A 14,895-nucleotide genomic window follows, 5' to 3' on the forward strand; every position below is an offset into this window, starting at 1 on the left:
TCCTCACTCGATGGCAGCGTCGAACTGGTTGCCGTTGTTGTCACGCAGCACCAGGCGGGTAGCCCCCTGGTTGAGCAGGTCGAAGCCCAGGCTGGGGTTCTCGCTCACGGCAGGAAACAGTTCGAGGGTGGCCAGCGACTGGCCCTGGGCATCGAACAGCTCGGCGTGTTCGATGAAGAATTCGGGGATGCCGCCAGTCAGGCCGTTATCCATCGGGTGCGACACGTCCAGGCGCACGCGGCTGAAGGCTTCGCGCGGGTAGCGTGCACCCAGTACCTGGCCCAGACGCTCTTCCCAGCCGGGCTGGCTGCGGACCACGCTGGGCGCCGTGCAGCCACCGCCGGCGGCATCGATCAGGCTCGAACCGATGTGCCAGGTACCGTCATCGGTCAGCACGGCCGCCCGCAGCGGGGTGGCCTGCTCGATGCGTATGCGTACAGCCAGCCACGGCAGAACCTGCGGGCCGGGATGGAAATCGACGACCCGCGGTATCGGGTTGAGTTCGGCCCACACAAGTATGCGCTGCACCTTGCCCGGCAACGCCCGGGCATCGACCTGCAACGGCACCTGTCGGGCATCCTCGGCGAATGGCGGGGCAATCACCCGCACGCGCTCATCAAAGACGTAGGGCTCATCCTGGAGCCACTGTTTGCGATAGAACTCCCACATCACCGATGGCACCGGATCGGCACCCGGCTGTATTGCAAAGACCGGGCCGGCCAGCAGCAACGCGGCCAACAGCAACGGTACCCGGCGCATGGCCTATTCCTCGATGTGCACGCTGTCAAGGTAGGTACGCACCGCCCACAACGCTTCCTGGCTCAGGTAGTCGGCCATCTTGGGCATGTACACGCGCCCGTCACGCACCGCGCCGTTGCGTACCCGCTCCACGAACCATTCATCGCCCGCCTCGCCCTCGTCCAGCAGGCGCAGGTCGGGGGCGATGCCGCCGGACTTGGCTTCCAGGCCGTGGCAGGCCGCGCAGTTCTGGTTGTAGGCCGAGGCGCCGATGGACACTGCCTCGTCATGGTTGGGGCCGTTGCGGTAGGGGTTGGTTTCACGCCACTCGTCACCGAGTTTTTCCAGGGTGCCGGTGTTGACCGCCGACGGGGTCACGTTGCCATGGGCGAACACCGCCCCGGTACTCATCAGGCCGGCCATCAGCACGGCGCTCATCCAGGCGTTTTTCACTGTTGTCATTGTTCTGCCCTCGACTGCTTTGTCTGTACGGTTTGCACGCAGGCACCTCGCGATACCGGGGTGCTGCCGGGCATCTTAGAAAGCGCACTCCAGCGCCCCCATGCTGCTTTGGTGGTCGCGTGCTACTCCCTTGGTAGTAGGGCTTGTGGGGCAGTGCCAAATCATGCGCCGACTGGGACATTTTCCCGCTCAGGGCGGGAGTTTTTCCGTATCTGCGCAGGCGGCGACGATCCAGTCTAGGCAGGCACAAAACCTCCATTGGGAACACCCACTATGACAATAAGATCGTTACCCGCCGCGCTTTCCCCACTGTCCATGGCTGTGCAGGCCGTCCTGCTGGTCTCGAGCCTGGCCCTGGCACCGGCGGCCAACGCCAAGCCGGTGACCTGGGAAGACATCGCCAACGACCACCTCAACACCCAGAACGTGCTGCAGTACGGCATGGGCACCAATGCCCAGCGCTGGAGCCCGCTGGCCATGGTCAACGACAAGAACGTGTTCAAGCTGACCCCGGCCTGGTCGTACTCCTTCGGTGACGAAAAGCAACGCGGCCAGGAATCCCAGGCGATCATCAACGACGGCGTGATCTACGTCACCGGCTCCTATTCGCGGGTGTTCGCCCTGGATGCCAAGACCGGCAAGCGTCTGTGGACCTACAACCATCGCCTGCCGGACAACATTCGTCCGTGCTGTGACGTGGTCAACCGTGGCGCTGCCATCTTCGGCGACAAGATCTACTTCGGCACCCTCGATGCCCGCGTGATCGCGCTGAACAAAGACACCGGAAAGGTGGTATGGAACAAGAAATTCGGCGATCACAGCGCCGGCTACACCATGACCGGCGCCCCGACCCTGATCAAGGATCAGAAGAGCGGCAAGGTGCTGCTGATTCACGGCAGCTCCGGTGACGAATTCGGCGTGGTCGGCCAGCTGTATGCCCGCGACCCGGAAACCGGTGAAGAAGTGTGGATGCGTCCGTTCGTCGAAGGCCACATGGGCCGCCTGAACGGCAAGGACAGCACCCCTACCGGCGACGTCAAGGCCCCGTCCTGGCCGGACGATCCGACCACCGAGACCGGCAAGGTCGAATCCTGGAGCCACGGTGGCGGCGCCCCATGGCAAAGCGCAAGTTTCGACCCCGAAACCAACACCATCATCGTCGGCGCCGGCAACCCTGGCCCGTGGAACACCTGGGCACGTACCTCCAAGGACGGCAACCCGCACGACTTCGACAGCCTGTACACCTCGGGCCAGGTCGGCGTCGACCCGACCACCGGTGAGGTCAAGTGGTTCTACCAGCACACCCCGAACGATGCCTGGGACTTCTCGGGCAACAACGAACTGGTGCTGTTCGACTACAAGGACAAGGACGGCAAGCAGTACAAGGCCACCGCGCACGCTGACCGCAACGGCTTCTTCTATGTGGTGGACCGCACCAACGGCAAGCTGAAAAACGCCTTCCCGTTCGTGGACAACATCACCTGGGCCAGCCACATCGATCTCAAGACCGGTCGCCCGGTCGAAAACGAAGGCCAGCGCCCGGCCAAGCCATTGCCAGGCGAAACCAAGGGCAAGCCGGTGGAAGTCTCGCCACCGTTCCTGGGCGGCAAGAACTGGAACCCGATGGCCTACAGCCAGGACACCGGCCTGTTCTACGTACCGGCCAACCACTGGAAAGAGGAATACTGGACCGAAGAGGTCAACTACAAGAAAGGGTCGGCCTACCTGGGCATGGGCTTCCGCATCAAGCGCATGTACGAGGACCACGTAGGTTCGCTGCGTGCGATGGACCCGACCACCGGCAAGGTGGTGTGGGAGCACAACGAGCGCCTGCCGCTGTGGGCCGGCGTGCTGGCCACCAAGGGCAACCTGGTGTTCACCGGTACCGGTGACGGCTACTTCAAGGCCTTCAACGCCAAGACCGGCGAAGAGCTGTGGAAATTCCAGACCGGCAGCGGCATCGTTTCGCCACCGATCACCTGGGAACAGGATGGCGAGCAGTACATCGGCGTGACCGTCGGCTACGGCGGTGCAGTACCGCTGTGGGGTGGCGACATGGCCGAGCTGACCAAGCCGGTGGCACAGGGTGGATCGTTCTGGGTGTTCAAGATCCCGGCCTGGGATACCAAGACCGCCAAGCGTTGATCTGAGCGTTTTCGCGGGTCAAGTTCGCCACCACAAGGGATCACCAGACCTGTGGGAGCGGGCTTGACCCGCGTCTGCTTTCAAACTGCCAAGGAGATTCCCATGAAGTATCTGCCCCTAGTGCTCGCCGTCGCCCTGTCCCCGGCTTTTGCTGCCGACGACGAACTGGAACCACAGCCGCTGAAGATCAACGGCTGCATCATCCAGCCTGAAAGCCAGTGCCCCGGCGCCAACCTGCAGAACGCCGACCTGAACAACCAGGACATGCGCAAGATGAACCTGGCCGGTGCCGACCTGCGTGGCGCCAACCTGCGTCACGCCAAGCTCGACCTGGCCAACCTGGAGAAAGCCAACCTGCAAGGCGCCAACCTCACCCGTGCCAGCCTGCAGCAAACCAACCTGCGCGTGGCCAACTTCACCGATGCCACGCTGATCGCGGTCCAGGCCTGGGGCATGTACGCCCAGGGCGCCAACTTCAATGGTGCCAACCTCAGCGCCGCCTACCTGGAGTTTGCCCGCCTGTCCGGCGCCAAGCTGCACAACACCAACCTGCAAGCCGCCGACCTGGAAATGACCTGGCTGAGCAGGGCCGACCTTGTGGGTGCGAACCTGGCCGATGCCAACCTGCAGGAAGCCAAGTTCGGTGAAAGCAACCTGGAGAAAGCCGACCTGCGCGGCACTCGTCAGCACTACGCCAACTTCCAGGACAGCAACATGGAAGGCTGCCAGGGTTGCCCGAGCACCTGGGACTAGGTGCCTGCGTACACAGCCTACGCCGCTATACGCAGCAGGCCGGCTTCGATTGCCAGGTGCACCAGTTCGGCATGGGAGCTGACCTGCAGCTTGCTCTTGAGCAAGGTCAGGTAGTTGGAGACGGTCTTGGCGCTGATGCACAGCTGCTGGGCTATCAACCGGGTCGGCGTGCCCTTGGCCAGCATCAGGAAGATTTCGATCTCGCGCTGGGTCAGCCCCTGCAGGCGAGCATTGCCGCCACCCTGCCCCGGGTGCGGCTGGCAGGCCAGCTGGGTGGCCAGCGGTTGCTCGATGTAGGCATGCCCCGCCAGTACCCGGCGCACGGCTTCAAGCACCACCGCCGGCGCTGCCGCCTTGGACAGAAACCCGCAGGCCCCCGCGTCCAGTGCCTGGCGAACCAGGCCCAGCTCGGTGTGTTCGCTGAAAAACAGCACGCGCAGTTGCGGCAGGCGCTGACGCAGGCGCCGGGTGGTTTCCAGGCCGCTGATGCCGGGCAGGTCGAAGTCCATGATCACCAGGCCGGGCAGTTCCTCCTGCACCTGCTGCAGGGCCTCTTCGCCGCTGCCGGCCTCGCGAACTGGCAGGCCATTGAGCCCTTCACCCAGAAAGTGGGCCAGGCCCAGGCGGATCATCGGGTGGTCGTCGACCAGCAAGATGCCCATCGCGCAGTACTCCTGTAGTGGCTATACCCCATGCTAGAGCCGCTGGCGAGCACGGCCGCTACTACTTTGGTACTGCCCGCGCTGTCGATGGTCGCATTCACAAAGCGCCAGTACTGGCCTGTAATACCAGGCATAACAAAAACGAGACTGCCGACCATGCTGCTGCGTGCCTTGTTCGCTTCTGCCTGCCTGACCCTGGCGCTGCCCGCCAGCGCCGATACGGCGCTGTTCACTGCCGACGGCTACCGCGCCACCCTGTACCGCAGCCCTACCCCCGATCAGGCGCCGCCGGCGCAGACCCTCGACACCGCGCAGCTGCAGGCTCTGCTACAACAGCAGCCCCCGCCGTTGCTGATCGACGTGTACAAGCGCCCCTGGCTGCATGGCCGGTTCATCGACAGCGAGCCGCATGCCAACCTCCCCCACAGCCACTGGCTGGCCAACACCGGCGATGGCCAGCTGGACGCCGCCTGGGCCCGCTATTTCAGCCGCCACCTGCAACGCCTGAGCCATGGCGACAAGCAGCGCGCCATCGTCTTCTACTGTCGCTCCGATTGCTGGCTGAGCTGGAATGCGGTCAAGCGCGCCGATGCACTGGGCTACACGCGGCTGTACTGGTACCGTGATGGCCTGGATGCCTGGGAGAATGCCGGGCTGCCGGTACACCCCGCGACACCCGAAGCGTTCCCCTGACTACTGTCTGCCTAGCGGTCAACCACAACAATAAGGTGCAAAGCCATGTACAAGATTCTGATCGCCGACGACCACCCGCTGTTTCGCGAAGCGATCCACAACGTCATCACTGACGGCTTCCCTGGCAGCGAGGTCATGGAAACCGCCGACCTGGACAGCGCCCTGAGCCTGACCGGCCAGCATGACGACCTGGACCTGATCCTGCTGGACCTGAACATGCCCGGCATGCATGGCCTTGGCGGGCTGATCAACCTGCGCAACGAGGCGCCGACGATCCCGGTGGTGATCGTCTCGGCCGAGCAGGACAAACAGGTGGTGCTGCAGGCAATCACCTATGGCGCGGTGGGGTTCATCACCAAGTCGTCGCCGCGCTCGCAGATGACCGATGCCATCGAGCAGATCCTCAACGGCAACGTGTACCTGCCGCCCGACATCATCCGCACGCAAAAAAGCACCGGCCGGCGCAACCAGAGCGAGCATGCAGGCTTTGCCCCGGAGCTGCTGCAGGCGCTCACCCGCAAGCAGTTGCTGGTGCTCGAGCGCATGACCAAGGGGGAGTCGAACAAGCAGATCGCCTACAACCTGGATATCGCCGAGACCACGGTCAAGGCCCATGTCTCGGCGATTCTGCGCAAGCTCAACGTGCACAATCGGGTGCAGGCGATTCTCAGTGCCGGCGATATCGACTTTACCGCCTATCTGCGGCGCTGATCAGCCGGCGCCGGGCAGCGCGAGGGTCTTGCCGCTGCCCACCGGCCCCATCGTCAACAGGGTTTCGGCCAGGGTCATGGGAACGATCATGTCCTTGGCGTTCTGCGCCTTGTAGTTGATGTCGGCATCGATGTGCTGTTGCACCTGCGCCGCATAGTCGGCCGGATACTGGGCCTTCTCGATTGCCGGCAGGCTGTTGTAGTGAGCCTGCACTTGCTTGAAGAAGTCCGTCATGCGACCGGTGGTGTTGTATTCCTGTTGCGCCTTGTCGCTGACCTCGCGACGCCACGCCTGCTCCTGGCGGGTGGTCTCCTCGAACGCGGCGCGCCGTTCGTTGACCGTGAAGGTGCCGCTGTCATCGTAGGTGATCAGCGCCAGCTGCTCGCGCGACAGGCCGGCGAACGGGTTTTCAACGGTCTTGCTGCCCACGGTCAGCGTCGCGTTCACGAACGCAGTGGCCTGTTCGGCCCGGGCCAGCAGCTCGGGGTCATCGGTGGCCGGTACTTCCTTGTCGTGGGCGGCCTTGTTGGCCGAATACGCAGCGCCGGTAATCTTGTCGAGCAGCGACCTGGCCAACGCACCGAGTGCCGAATGGCTCAGGCCGGTATCGCGCTCGCTGGCACGGGTGGCACTTGCGGCCAGTTGACGGGCCAGGTTGGAGACACTGCTGGTATCCTGCCCGGCGTAGGCATTCAGGGCCCTGGCGCTGCTGCTGTTGCCATGGTTGATGCCAAGGCTGGTAGGGAGGGGGCTTGCACCGGTGGTGCGGGTGGTAATGGCCGATGTGTAGTCGTTCACATGCATCGGGAGACTCCATGTGGTGGTATGCACGTCTGTGCGGCGTGCGCTGACAACGCTCCGGTGCCAGCAATCGGGCGCAAGCCTAACGCCATTTGCCGGTTGCATCCAGTTGCGCGCCTGAAGTAAGCTCGAGCAATCAACTGGAGCACAGCATGTCGTCTATTTCCCTCACTCAAGCACTGCACACAGGTCGCGTATCGCACCTGGCGGCTGTGCCTGCGTGCGCGGCACTGCCTGCCAGCGGCTTTTATTTTGGGTATTGGTTTAGCCACAGGCGCCGCTGATACCCACACCGGCGCCCACTCCCAGGGCCGCCGAACACGAGAATACTCAACCCCCGGTCGGCCCTGCCCACCGGGGGTTTTGTTTTGGGCGCCGTACACCACCGACATCGATGAGGATTGCAGCATGAACCACAGCACCTATTACCGTTACCAAAGCCTTGCCTGGCGATTTAGCCACTGCCGTTCGGGCCAGCCAGCCGCCTCCGACCGGTCGAGTACAGGTGGCACGCAAACACCGACACGAAATCGAACATCTCGCTAGGGCCGAAGGCGCGGGACCGAACCCGCCTTCCGCCCAAGGAAACCCGACCATGCAAGCGTCCACCCAAGCCCTGAACCTGTCCCAACCCCAGGCTGTCGCAGCCAACAGTAGCCTCAACCTGCGCCTGCCCAGCCCGTTTCAGCTCAAGCAGCAACTGCCCTTGTCCAGCGCCCTTGGCGGCCAGGTCGAGCGCCACCGCCAGGCGGTGAAGGCGATTCTCGACGGCGAGGATGATCGCCTGCTGGTGATTGTCGGCCCCTGCTCGCTGCACGACCCCCACGCCGCCCTCGAATACGCCGAACGCCTGGCTGCCCTCTCCCGCCAGGTTGATGACCAGTTGTTGCTGGTGATGCGTGCCTATGTCGAAAAGCCCCGCACCACGGTGGGCTGGAAAGGCCTGGCATACGACCCGCACCTGGATGGCAGCGATGACATGCAGGGTGGCCTTGCGCTGTCTCGCCAGTTGATGCTGGGCATGCTCGAACGGGGCCTGCCGGTGGCCACCGAACTGCTGCAGCCGATGGCAGCAGGCTACTTCGATGACCTGCTGAGCTGGGCGGCCATCGGGGCACGCACCACCGAATCGCAGATTCACCGCGAGATGGTCAGCGGCCTGGGGCTGCCGGTCGGATTCAAGAATGGCACCGACGGCGGCGTGGGTATCGCCTGCGACGCCATCCGCAGTGCCGCGCATGCCCACCGCCACTTCGGGCTGGATGCCCAGGGGCATCCAGCGATCGTCGAGACCCTCGGCAATCCTGATACCCACCTGGTGCTGCGCGGCGGCCACCAGGGCCCCAACTACGATGCCGCCAGCCTGGAGCAGGCACGCCAGGGCCTGCACAAGGCCGGCATCCGCCCACGTCTGATGGTGGACTGCAGCCATGCCAACAGCGGCAAGGACCCACTGCGCCAACCTCAAGTGTTCAATCAGGTGCTGCAGCAACGCTTGCAGGGTGACCGCTCGATCATCGGCATGATGCTCGAAAGCCATTTGTTCGAGGGTTGCCAGGCACTGGGCAAGGCCCCCCTGCGCTACGGTGTATCGATCACCGATGGCTGCCTGGGCTGGGGGGCCACAGAAGCCTTGTTGAGCGAAGCGGCCACTAGCCAACGCGGGTAGACACCTGCCGCCCGACGAGGGCGCCTCGGCGCCCCTCACATAGGCAGAATGTTAAGGGGCAGGCAGGTCAGACGTTCTGGTCCTGCCGTTCCAGCTTGCCCAGGGGCAGTGGGTTGGCCGCTGTCGCGTCGATTACCGAAGGGCCTGATCGTTCGGGTCGTAGATGAACAGGCGTCCATCTGTGGGCATCGGGCGCAACTGAAGCAACGGCAAGGTACGGCCCGTATCGGCGAAGTAGTCGGTCTGGAACCGCTTGCCACCTGCCAGGCCATTGCCCGTCACGTAAGAGACCGTGCTGTAGAGCAGCGCCTCAAGCGGCAATCCAAGCGGCGCACCGGCGGGCCAGGCCGCGACCATCAATTCATTCCAGCCATGAAATTCGGTGAGCTGTTGGCGGATCTCGTTGGCCACCCGAAATTCTTGCGCCGTCGGGGAGAACCAACAACTTGTGTACGGGCTGCCACGGTAGCGCGCCAACCATGCCGCTGCCGAATCGACCCCCACTGAGGCGCAGGAAGGCCGGAAGTTGCACATATCGGCCCGCCCGCTAGTGCCACCATCGAAGGGGAACACGCACCGTAGAGACAAGGGTATGGTCGCTGGCGCCGCTTCTTCGCGTATCACCAGCCCCTGCGGCTTGTAGGTACGCAGCACCTTGCTGTCGGCGCGAAAATAACTGAAGGACACGCCATTGCCGCGTACCGAACCGGGGCTCGGATCCCACGCACGGAAGCTGCCGACATCGGTCGTGCGCAGCAGTACACCACGGCAGTAGAAGGCGCCCCGATTGCCCCGGCAGGTGTCGTCGCCATTGCCGGTGTCGAGGTAGCGTGTGTTGAGCCGTGCCGCCACCCGGTAGCCATTGTCCAGTTGGTCTTGCTGACTGAAGCCGAAGACCTGCCCCTGCGGTTCGCCAAGCTGCAAGCGCAGTAGCGGCAGCCATGTACCGGTGGCCTGGAAGTAATCGCGTTGGCTGCTCTGGGCGCGCAACAGACTGCCGGCTTGCCCGGGGTCATAGAACACGCCCTGGATCGCGAGTTGCCCCGGCGCCTGCGCATTCCAGCCGTTCACCACCACCTCACCCAGGTTGGCCGCTGGCTGGGTGGCCTGGTACGGCTTGCCGTGGGCCAGCGCCGTAAAGCGATCAAACAGCAAGAACCCCGCGCCCGAGCCCAATGTCGTCGGCACATGGTCTTTGCGCACAAAGATGAAGCGCATGTCGGTGCCTTCGGCGGCGTCAGGCACCCAGAACTTCTCGGCCTGGTTGGGCATCAGCGTGCGCAGCACGATGCCGCTGCAGGCAAAGGCAGGTGCGCGCCCCACGCACTGGGACGCGGTACTGGCGTAGCGCGCATTCAGCAGCGCGGCGGTTTGTGCACCCCCAAGGGCATACGCTGCACTCTGTACAAGGCACAAGGTGCAGCCCAGGCACAGTGAACGCATCAGGTTCCTCATCGTCGACTCCTTGGCAGCGTGGCTGCGATCAGTGGATATCAGCTTGGATAGCCTGGTTCGTACTCGCCCGCCCGCCCCGAGAAGGCAGTGCCAGCAGAGGGTTTCAGGTACGATTGCTCACCTTCACTCCGTAGCTCGCCGTGCTGCCACGCTTGTCGGTCGCAGTGAATCCCCCTGGTTACCTCCATGCCCTATGCCTTGCGTTGTCACAGGTTCTGGTCCAGGGGGTCGAAGGTGAACACCTGGCCGTTGGCCGCCGTCAGATCGACCCGTAGCACAGGAATGACCTTGCCGGCCTGTTGGTAGTAATCGCGCTGGATGTACCGGGCACCGCTCAGCCCGCCACTGCCACGGATAAGGAATGCAGCCTCGAGTGGCAGTTGCGGGCCGATGTTCTGCGGCCAGGGCGCGATGATGATTTCGTTCCAGGCGCCGCCATGGGCACGCACTTCGATGTTCAACTCGAAGGCCGCAGCACTGGGGTCGAAGGCGCAACTGCTGACGGGGCTGGCGCCATAGCGGCTGCGCCAGGCGCTGACACTGTTGATGTTCTGCGAGGCGCAGCTGGCCCGGCAGCTGTTGGGGATGGCGCTGCTACTGGCATTGGCCGGGTAGGCACAGCGCATTACCAGTGTCTGGCGTGCGGGTGCTGCAAGCTCGCGGTAGATGAGCCCTTCGGTACCGGCCAGGCGCTGCGTGCCGACATCGGCACGTATGTAGGAGAACGACACGCCGTTGCGTGTCACGGAGTTGCTGCTGGGGTTCCATGCGTGAAAACCGGAGGCGCCATTCACTGCGCGGATCAGCACCCCGCGACAGTAGGCGGCTGCCTGCCCGTCGCGGCATCCACCCAATGCATCCCGATAGCGGCGCTCAAGGCGCTCGGCCACGCGCCTGCCATTGTAGAGCTGCTCTTGCTGCGCGAAGCCGAACACCTGTGCCTGCGGATCGCCAGGCGCAATCCGCAGGATCGGCAGCCAGAGGCCGGTGGCCTGGTAATAAGCCAACTGATTGCGCTGAGCGCAGCGCAGGCCCCCGGCCTGCGCGCTGTCATGGAACAGTGCCTGGATGGCAAGCTGCGCCGGCGCCTGTGCCTGCCAGCCAGACACCAGGACTGCCCCGGGCGATACCGGGTCTTGCACAGCCTGAAAAGCCTTGCCAAGCGCTGCTGCGCTCAGACCATCGAACAACAGGTAGCCGCACCCGAGCGCCAGGCCCGCCATGCTACGGTCGTTGCGCAGGAAGACAAAGCGCAGGTCGCTGCCGGCAACGTCCTTGAGCGTCCAGAAATCTGCGTTCGCACTCTGCGGTACGCTGCGCACCAGTACGCCGCTGCAGGCGAAGGCAGGACTTCTGCCCACGCACTGTTCCGGCGTGTTGGTGAAGCGTGCATTGAGCCACTGCGCCGTGCGGGTGCCTTCCTGCGCGTGCACCGGCGCAAGGCAGGCGCACAGCGCCAGCACACCGCACAGTCTCAAGATGCCCATGTGTGCGCGCCTCACTTGAGCTGCTGCATAGCGGGGTCATAGGTGAAGGGCTGCCGATTGGCGGCCTGCACGTCCAGTTTGACCAGCGGTAGCCAGCGGCTGGTCTCCTTGAAGTAGTCCTGCTGGAACGACTGCCCCCCGGCCAGGCCGTTGGTACCCCCCACCTGCCCCAGGTAATGCGCAGTGGCGCTGAAGAAGAACGCTTCGATCGGCAATTGCGCTGCAATGTCCTGCGGCCAGGTAGGGACCATGATTTCATTCCAACCGGTTAGCCCCGGGACTTTCTGGCGAATCTCGACCATCAGTTGCAAGGCCGTGGCGTCGGCGCGGAACGCACAGCTTCTGAACCGATTCCCAGCAGTGGAGGCGGTCCAGGTGGCGACGCTGTTCACGGGCGGTTGTTTTTCGTCGCACCAGCCACGAAAGGTGCAGGTGTTGGTTGACACCGCATCGTGCGTGGCGCCGTCGGCGACGTACAGGCATGCGGCAGGCAGGGTGTGTATTACAGGGGCGGCGGTTTCGCGAATCAGATAGCCTTGCGGCCACACCACCACCTTGATGGCCATGTCACTGCGCAGGTAGCTGAAGGACACGCCGCCGTTCTTCAGCGCACGGGGGGCCGGATTCCAGGCCTTGAAGTTGCCCGTGCCTGTCGAGCGCAACAGCACCCCGTTGCAATCGAACCCGGAGCGGCCGCTGATACAGGCAGGCCGGGTGTCGGCGTAACGCTGGTTGAGGCGCCGGGTGACCCTGTAGCCATTGTCCAGTTGGTCCTGCTGGCTGAAGCCGAACACCAGACCATTGCCATCGCCCAGGTGCAGGCGCACCACAGGCAACCACTGGGCCGTGGCGTCGAAGTAGGCGCGCTGGCTGCGTTGGGCTGCCGCCAGGGCACCGGCCCGGGTGACGTCGTAGAAGATGGCCTGGATGGGCAATTGCGCGGGCACCTGGGCATTCCAGGTACTGACCACCACGCCACCGGCACTGCTGTCGGCCTGATACGGCTTGCCCAGGCCCACGGCCGTCAGCCGGTCGAACAGCACGAACCCCGAAGGTGCTGCCAGCCCGTCAAGGGCGCGGTCCTTGCGCAGAAAAACCAGTTGCGCGGCATCGTCTTTCTTCCAGAACGTTTCGACGTCACTGGCTGGCACTGCGCGCAGCAACACGCCGCTGCAGGCAAAGGCCGGTGCGCGTCCTACGCACTGTGCCGGTGTGCTGCTGTAGCGCGCATTCAACTGCATCGCTACCTGCGGGCTCCCGACGGCATGGGCGCTGCCCAGCAAAACGCACAATGCGATGCCACAAATCAGTTTGCTCGCAACGTTCATCCAGGTCGCCTCCCATGGCGCGCCGCTGTTCAACGAATGCCGGCCGGGTAGCCCAGCTCATACTCTGTCGTGACTTCGGAACTGACCAGGTTGTCGTAGAGGTCCAGGTACACGGCCGTCTGTGCGCCCAACCCTTTGCCCCACACCCGGTACGGAGCCAGGTTCAGTGCCTCGGCGAGGCTGTTGGCCGGCGATGGGTAGAGCCGTGCCAGCGCCTCGAAATCCTCGTCGCTCGGCAAGGTGTAGCCCTCGTCGCGGGCCTTGGCCTGCGCCTGTGCCCAGGTGGATCGATACGCCGAGCTGAGCAGGCGCAGCTCACGCACGCCGCGCACACTGAGCACGTAGCTGGAACTGGCCCCTGCCGCGTTCTGCGCAGTGACGGTGATGTCGCCATTGCCCCATACCGAGACCTGTCCATCGGGATCGACCCTGGCAATGCCCGTGTTGTCCACGCGATAGGCGGTGGCCCCTGGCTGTGCACGGGTGTAGCGGGCATAGTCGGGGATGGTCGGTGGCGTCCTGGCCAGGTTGTGCTCATCGAAGAACACGACATAGCGTCGGCTGGCCAGGTTGAGTGCCTGTGCAGCAGTGAAGCCTTCCTTGATCAGCAGGGTGACCACGCCCGATCTGCGCGGCGCCGAGCGCGGCGCCTGCGCGGTGTAGTAGACCTGCAGGGTCTTGCCGACATTGGCCTCGACATAGCGCTTTTCGATCGGCAAGGTGACGGGTTTGCCGGCATTGCGCGCCGAGATCGGCCAACTGATCGTGGTGATCGCCTGGCCTTGCGCATCGGCAAGGTAGATCGTCAAGGTGGTCTGGAACGCCAGTACTACCGCGTTATCGTTATCAACCCCCTGGACGGTGATGTTCAGCCCCGTGGCCGGTACCTTTTCAGGGTCCAGCTCGGCGCCCTGCAAGGCTGCCACTTCGGGCAGGCGAAGGGTGGGGTCCGAAGGTTGGGTAGTGTCTGCATGCGCATTGAACATGCTCGCGCAAACGCATAACACCAGTGCCGCATAGGTACGTCTGATTGCGTCCATCAACGGTTGCTCCTGCCATGGAGTCAGTGGGGCTGGCTGATGCCTATCGCGTAGCCTTTCTGGCTTGGGCTGGCGCTGCTTACCTGCAGCGTTGCCAGGTCCAGGTAGGTGGGCGAGCCGCTCGTATCAGTAACAACACCCAGAAAGCCTTTTTCCGTCATGTCCGGCAGGCCCAGGTTCTGCGCGTTCAGATAGCCCGCGAGGTCGTCTTTTGCCGCCGCGTACACAGCGCTGAAGCGACTGAAGTCGTCGGCTGTCGGCACGTCCAGGCCATAGCTGGTGGCGGCTAGTGCGGCGCCTGGGGCCTGCAGCTCGTGGTCGTAGCTCAACAGGTACAACCCCCTGACCCCTCGGACCGTCAGTGTGTAGCTGCCGACCGAGGCACCGGCAGCGTCCAGTGCGGTAATGGTGACCGGCGGATCCTCTGCATTGCCCAGCAGGCTGACCTTGCCGCTGCTGTCGACACGGGCAACCTTGGTGTCGCTGCTTTCGTAGTTGACGGCCTGTGCGGTGGTGCGGGTGAACTGTGCGTAGTCGGGCACTTCTGGCGGCGGGCTGGGCTCCTCGGCGGCGGTGCGGAACACGATGTAGTTGCGGCCGCTGAGGTCGACTGTCAGGGGCGCAGCGAAGTTCGCCTTGATGGTGAATGTCAGTACCTGCGACTTCACCCCGTCGACCTCGTAATACACGCGCAGTTGTTGGCCCTCACGGCCAAGCAATATGCTTTTCGCAATATTTTCCCACACCGCCAGTCGGTCGTTGTTCGGGGTGGGCCTTACCTCGTCGTAGAGCACCTTGTTCTGCTCGTCGAGCACAAACAGCTTCAGCACTTTGTTGTGCCAGCTGGCACTTCTTTGTACCTCTGCACGGGTGAATTCACCCACTGTACCGAGGTCGAGTGCCCCTTCGCTGACGTCGTTCATCTTTGGCACGGTGTAGTCGGTCATGTCG

Annotated in this window: 14 protein-coding genes; 5 read left to right on the forward strand and 9 right to left on the reverse strand. The window is 63.9% G+C overall.

Going from position 1 to position 14,895, the window contains the following annotated elements; translation table 11 throughout:
* Positions 1-3: 3 nt before the first annotated feature.
* Positions 4-759 (reverse strand): quinoprotein dehydrogenase-associated SoxYZ-like carrier, encoded by a 756-nt coding sequence (locus tag N0B28_RS12960; protein WP_275726502.1) that lies wholly within the window; start codon positions 757-759, stop codon positions 4-6.
* A 3-nt stretch (positions 760-762) separates the two neighbouring features.
* Positions 763-1,200 (reverse strand): cytochrome c-550 PedF, encoded by a 438-nt coding sequence (pedF, locus tag N0B28_RS12965; RefSeq protein WP_043860159.1) that lies wholly within the window; start codon positions 1,198-1,200, stop codon positions 763-765.
* Between the two features lie 315 nt (positions 1,201-1,515).
* Between pedF and exaA the strand changes: the two genes are divergently transcribed.
* A complete protein-coding gene (exaA, locus tag N0B28_RS12970) occupies positions 1,516-3,345 on the forward strand; it encodes a quinoprotein ethanol dehydrogenase (RefSeq protein WP_231390602.1) in 1,830 nt (609 codons plus the stop codon).
* A gap of 102 nt (positions 3,346-3,447) precedes the next feature.
* A complete protein-coding gene (locus N0B28_RS12975; RefSeq protein WP_043860161.1) occupies positions 3,448-4,098 on the forward strand; it encodes a pentapeptide repeat-containing protein in 651 nt (216 codons plus the stop codon).
* Between the two features lie 17 nt (positions 4,099-4,115).
* Here the strand turns inward: N0B28_RS12975 and N0B28_RS12980 are convergent, their stop codons facing one another.
* A complete protein-coding gene (locus N0B28_RS12980) occupies positions 4,116-4,760 on the reverse strand; it encodes a response regulator transcription factor (RefSeq protein WP_043860162.1) in 645 nt (214 codons plus the stop codon).
* Between the two features lie 156 nt (positions 4,761-4,916).
* On the opposite strand from N0B28_RS12980, the gene N0B28_RS12985 reads away from it, so the two are divergent.
* Positions 4,917-5,453, forward strand: coding sequence for a PQQ-dependent catabolism-associated CXXCW motif protein (locus N0B28_RS12985; protein ID WP_275726509.1), 537 nt, complete (start codon positions 4,917-4,919; stop codon positions 5,451-5,453).
* A gap of 45 nt (positions 5,454-5,498) precedes the next feature.
* A complete protein-coding gene (locus tag N0B28_RS12990) occupies positions 5,499-6,164 on the forward strand; it encodes a response regulator transcription factor (protein ID WP_043860164.1) in 666 nt (221 codons plus the stop codon).
* Here N0B28_RS12990 and N0B28_RS12995 read toward each other — a convergent pair whose 3' ends face one another.
* On the reverse strand, positions 6,165-6,968 hold the full coding sequence (locus tag N0B28_RS12995) for a hypothetical protein (protein WP_210015305.1): 804 nt from the start codon (positions 6,966-6,968) through the stop codon (positions 6,165-6,167).
* A gap of 592 nt (positions 6,969-7,560) precedes the next feature.
* On the opposite strand from N0B28_RS12995, the gene N0B28_RS13000 reads away from it, so the two are divergent.
* Positions 7,561-8,634 (forward strand): 3-deoxy-7-phosphoheptulonate synthase, encoded by a 1,074-nt coding sequence (locus N0B28_RS13000; RefSeq protein WP_043860165.1) that lies wholly within the window; start codon positions 7,561-7,563, stop codon positions 8,632-8,634.
* Positions 8,635-8,766: 132 nt separating this feature from the next.
* On the opposite strand, the gene N0B28_RS13005 is transcribed toward N0B28_RS13000, so the two are convergent.
* From N0B28_RS13005 to N0B28_RS13025, 5 genes are all read right to left on the reverse strand, one after another.
* Entirely contained in the window at positions 8,767-9,921 is a 1,155-nt protein-coding gene (locus N0B28_RS13005; protein ID WP_153002429.1) for a hypothetical protein, read from the reverse strand.
* Positions 9,922-10,295: 374 nt separating this feature from the next.
* Positions 10,296-11,576: a hypothetical protein gene (locus N0B28_RS13010; RefSeq protein ID WP_275726521.1), complete on the reverse strand. Its 1,281-nt coding sequence runs from the start codon at positions 11,574-11,576 to the stop codon at positions 10,296-10,298.
* A gap of 11 nt (positions 11,577-11,587) precedes the next feature.
* Positions 11,588-12,817 (reverse strand): hypothetical protein, encoded by a 1,230-nt coding sequence (locus N0B28_RS13015; protein ID WP_275726524.1) that lies wholly within the window; start codon positions 12,815-12,817, stop codon positions 11,588-11,590.
* Between the two features lie 116 nt (positions 12,818-12,933).
* Positions 12,934-13,944, reverse strand: a complete 1,011-nt coding sequence (locus N0B28_RS13020) for a hypothetical protein (protein ID WP_078480423.1) — start codon at positions 13,942-13,944, stop codon at positions 12,934-12,936.
* A 23-nt stretch (positions 13,945-13,967) separates the two neighbouring features.
* Positions 13,968-14,891, reverse strand: coding sequence for a hypothetical protein (locus tag N0B28_RS13025; protein ID WP_258658318.1), 924 nt, complete (start codon positions 14,889-14,891; stop codon positions 13,968-13,970).
* Between the last annotated feature and the right edge of the window lie 4 nt (positions 14,892-14,895).

The sequence above is a fragment of the Pseudomonas sp. SD17-1 genome, assembly GCF_029201585.1.
Taxonomy (GTDB): domain Bacteria; phylum Pseudomonadota; class Gammaproteobacteria; order Pseudomonadales; family Pseudomonadaceae; genus Aquipseudomonas; species Aquipseudomonas palmensis.

Bases quoted from the DNA above. Each gene is read 5' to 3' on its own strand.
- N0B28_RS12960 (WP_275726502.1), bottom strand. From the start codon at position 759: ATGCGCCGGGTACCGTTGCTGTTGGCCGCGTTGCTGCTGGCCGGCCCG.
- pedF (WP_043860159.1), bottom strand. From the start codon at position 1,200: ATGACAACAGTGAAAAACGCCTGGATGAGCGCCGTGCTGATGGCCGGC.
- exaA (WP_231390602.1), top strand. From the start codon at position 1,516: ATGGCTGTGCAGGCCGTCCTGCTGGTCTCGAGCCTGGCCCTGGCACCG.
- N0B28_RS12975 (WP_043860161.1), top strand. From the start codon at position 3,448: ATGAAGTATCTGCCCCTAGTGCTCGCCGTCGCCCTGTCCCCGGCTTTT.
- N0B28_RS12980 (WP_043860162.1), bottom strand. From the start codon at position 4,760: ATGGGCATCTTGCTGGTCGACGACCACCCGATGATCCGCCTGGGCCTG.
- N0B28_RS12985 (WP_275726509.1), top strand. From the start codon at position 4,917: ATGCTGCTGCGTGCCTTGTTCGCTTCTGCCTGCCTGACCCTGGCGCTG.
- N0B28_RS12990 (WP_043860164.1), top strand. From the start codon at position 5,499: ATGTACAAGATTCTGATCGCCGACGACCACCCGCTGTTTCGCGAAGCG.
- N0B28_RS12995 (WP_210015305.1), bottom strand. From the start codon at position 6,968: ATGCATGTGAACGACTACACATCGGCCATTACCACCCGCACCACCGGT.
- N0B28_RS13000 (WP_043860165.1), top strand. From the start codon at position 7,561: ATGCAAGCGTCCACCCAAGCCCTGAACCTGTCCCAACCCCAGGCTGTC.
- N0B28_RS13010 (WP_275726521.1), bottom strand. From the start codon at position 11,576: ATGGGCATCTTGAGACTGTGCGGTGTGCTGGCGCTGTGCGCCTGCCTT.
- N0B28_RS13015 (WP_275726524.1), bottom strand. From the start codon at position 12,817: ATGCAGTTGAATGCGCGCTACAGCAGCACACCGGCACAGTGCGTAGGA.
- N0B28_RS13020 (WP_078480423.1), bottom strand. From the start codon at position 13,944: ATGGACGCAATCAGACGTACCTATGCGGCACTGGTGTTATGCGTTTGC.
- N0B28_RS13025 (WP_258658318.1), bottom strand. From the start codon at position 14,891: ATGACCGACTACACCGTGCCAAAGATGAACGACGTCAGCGAAGGGGCA.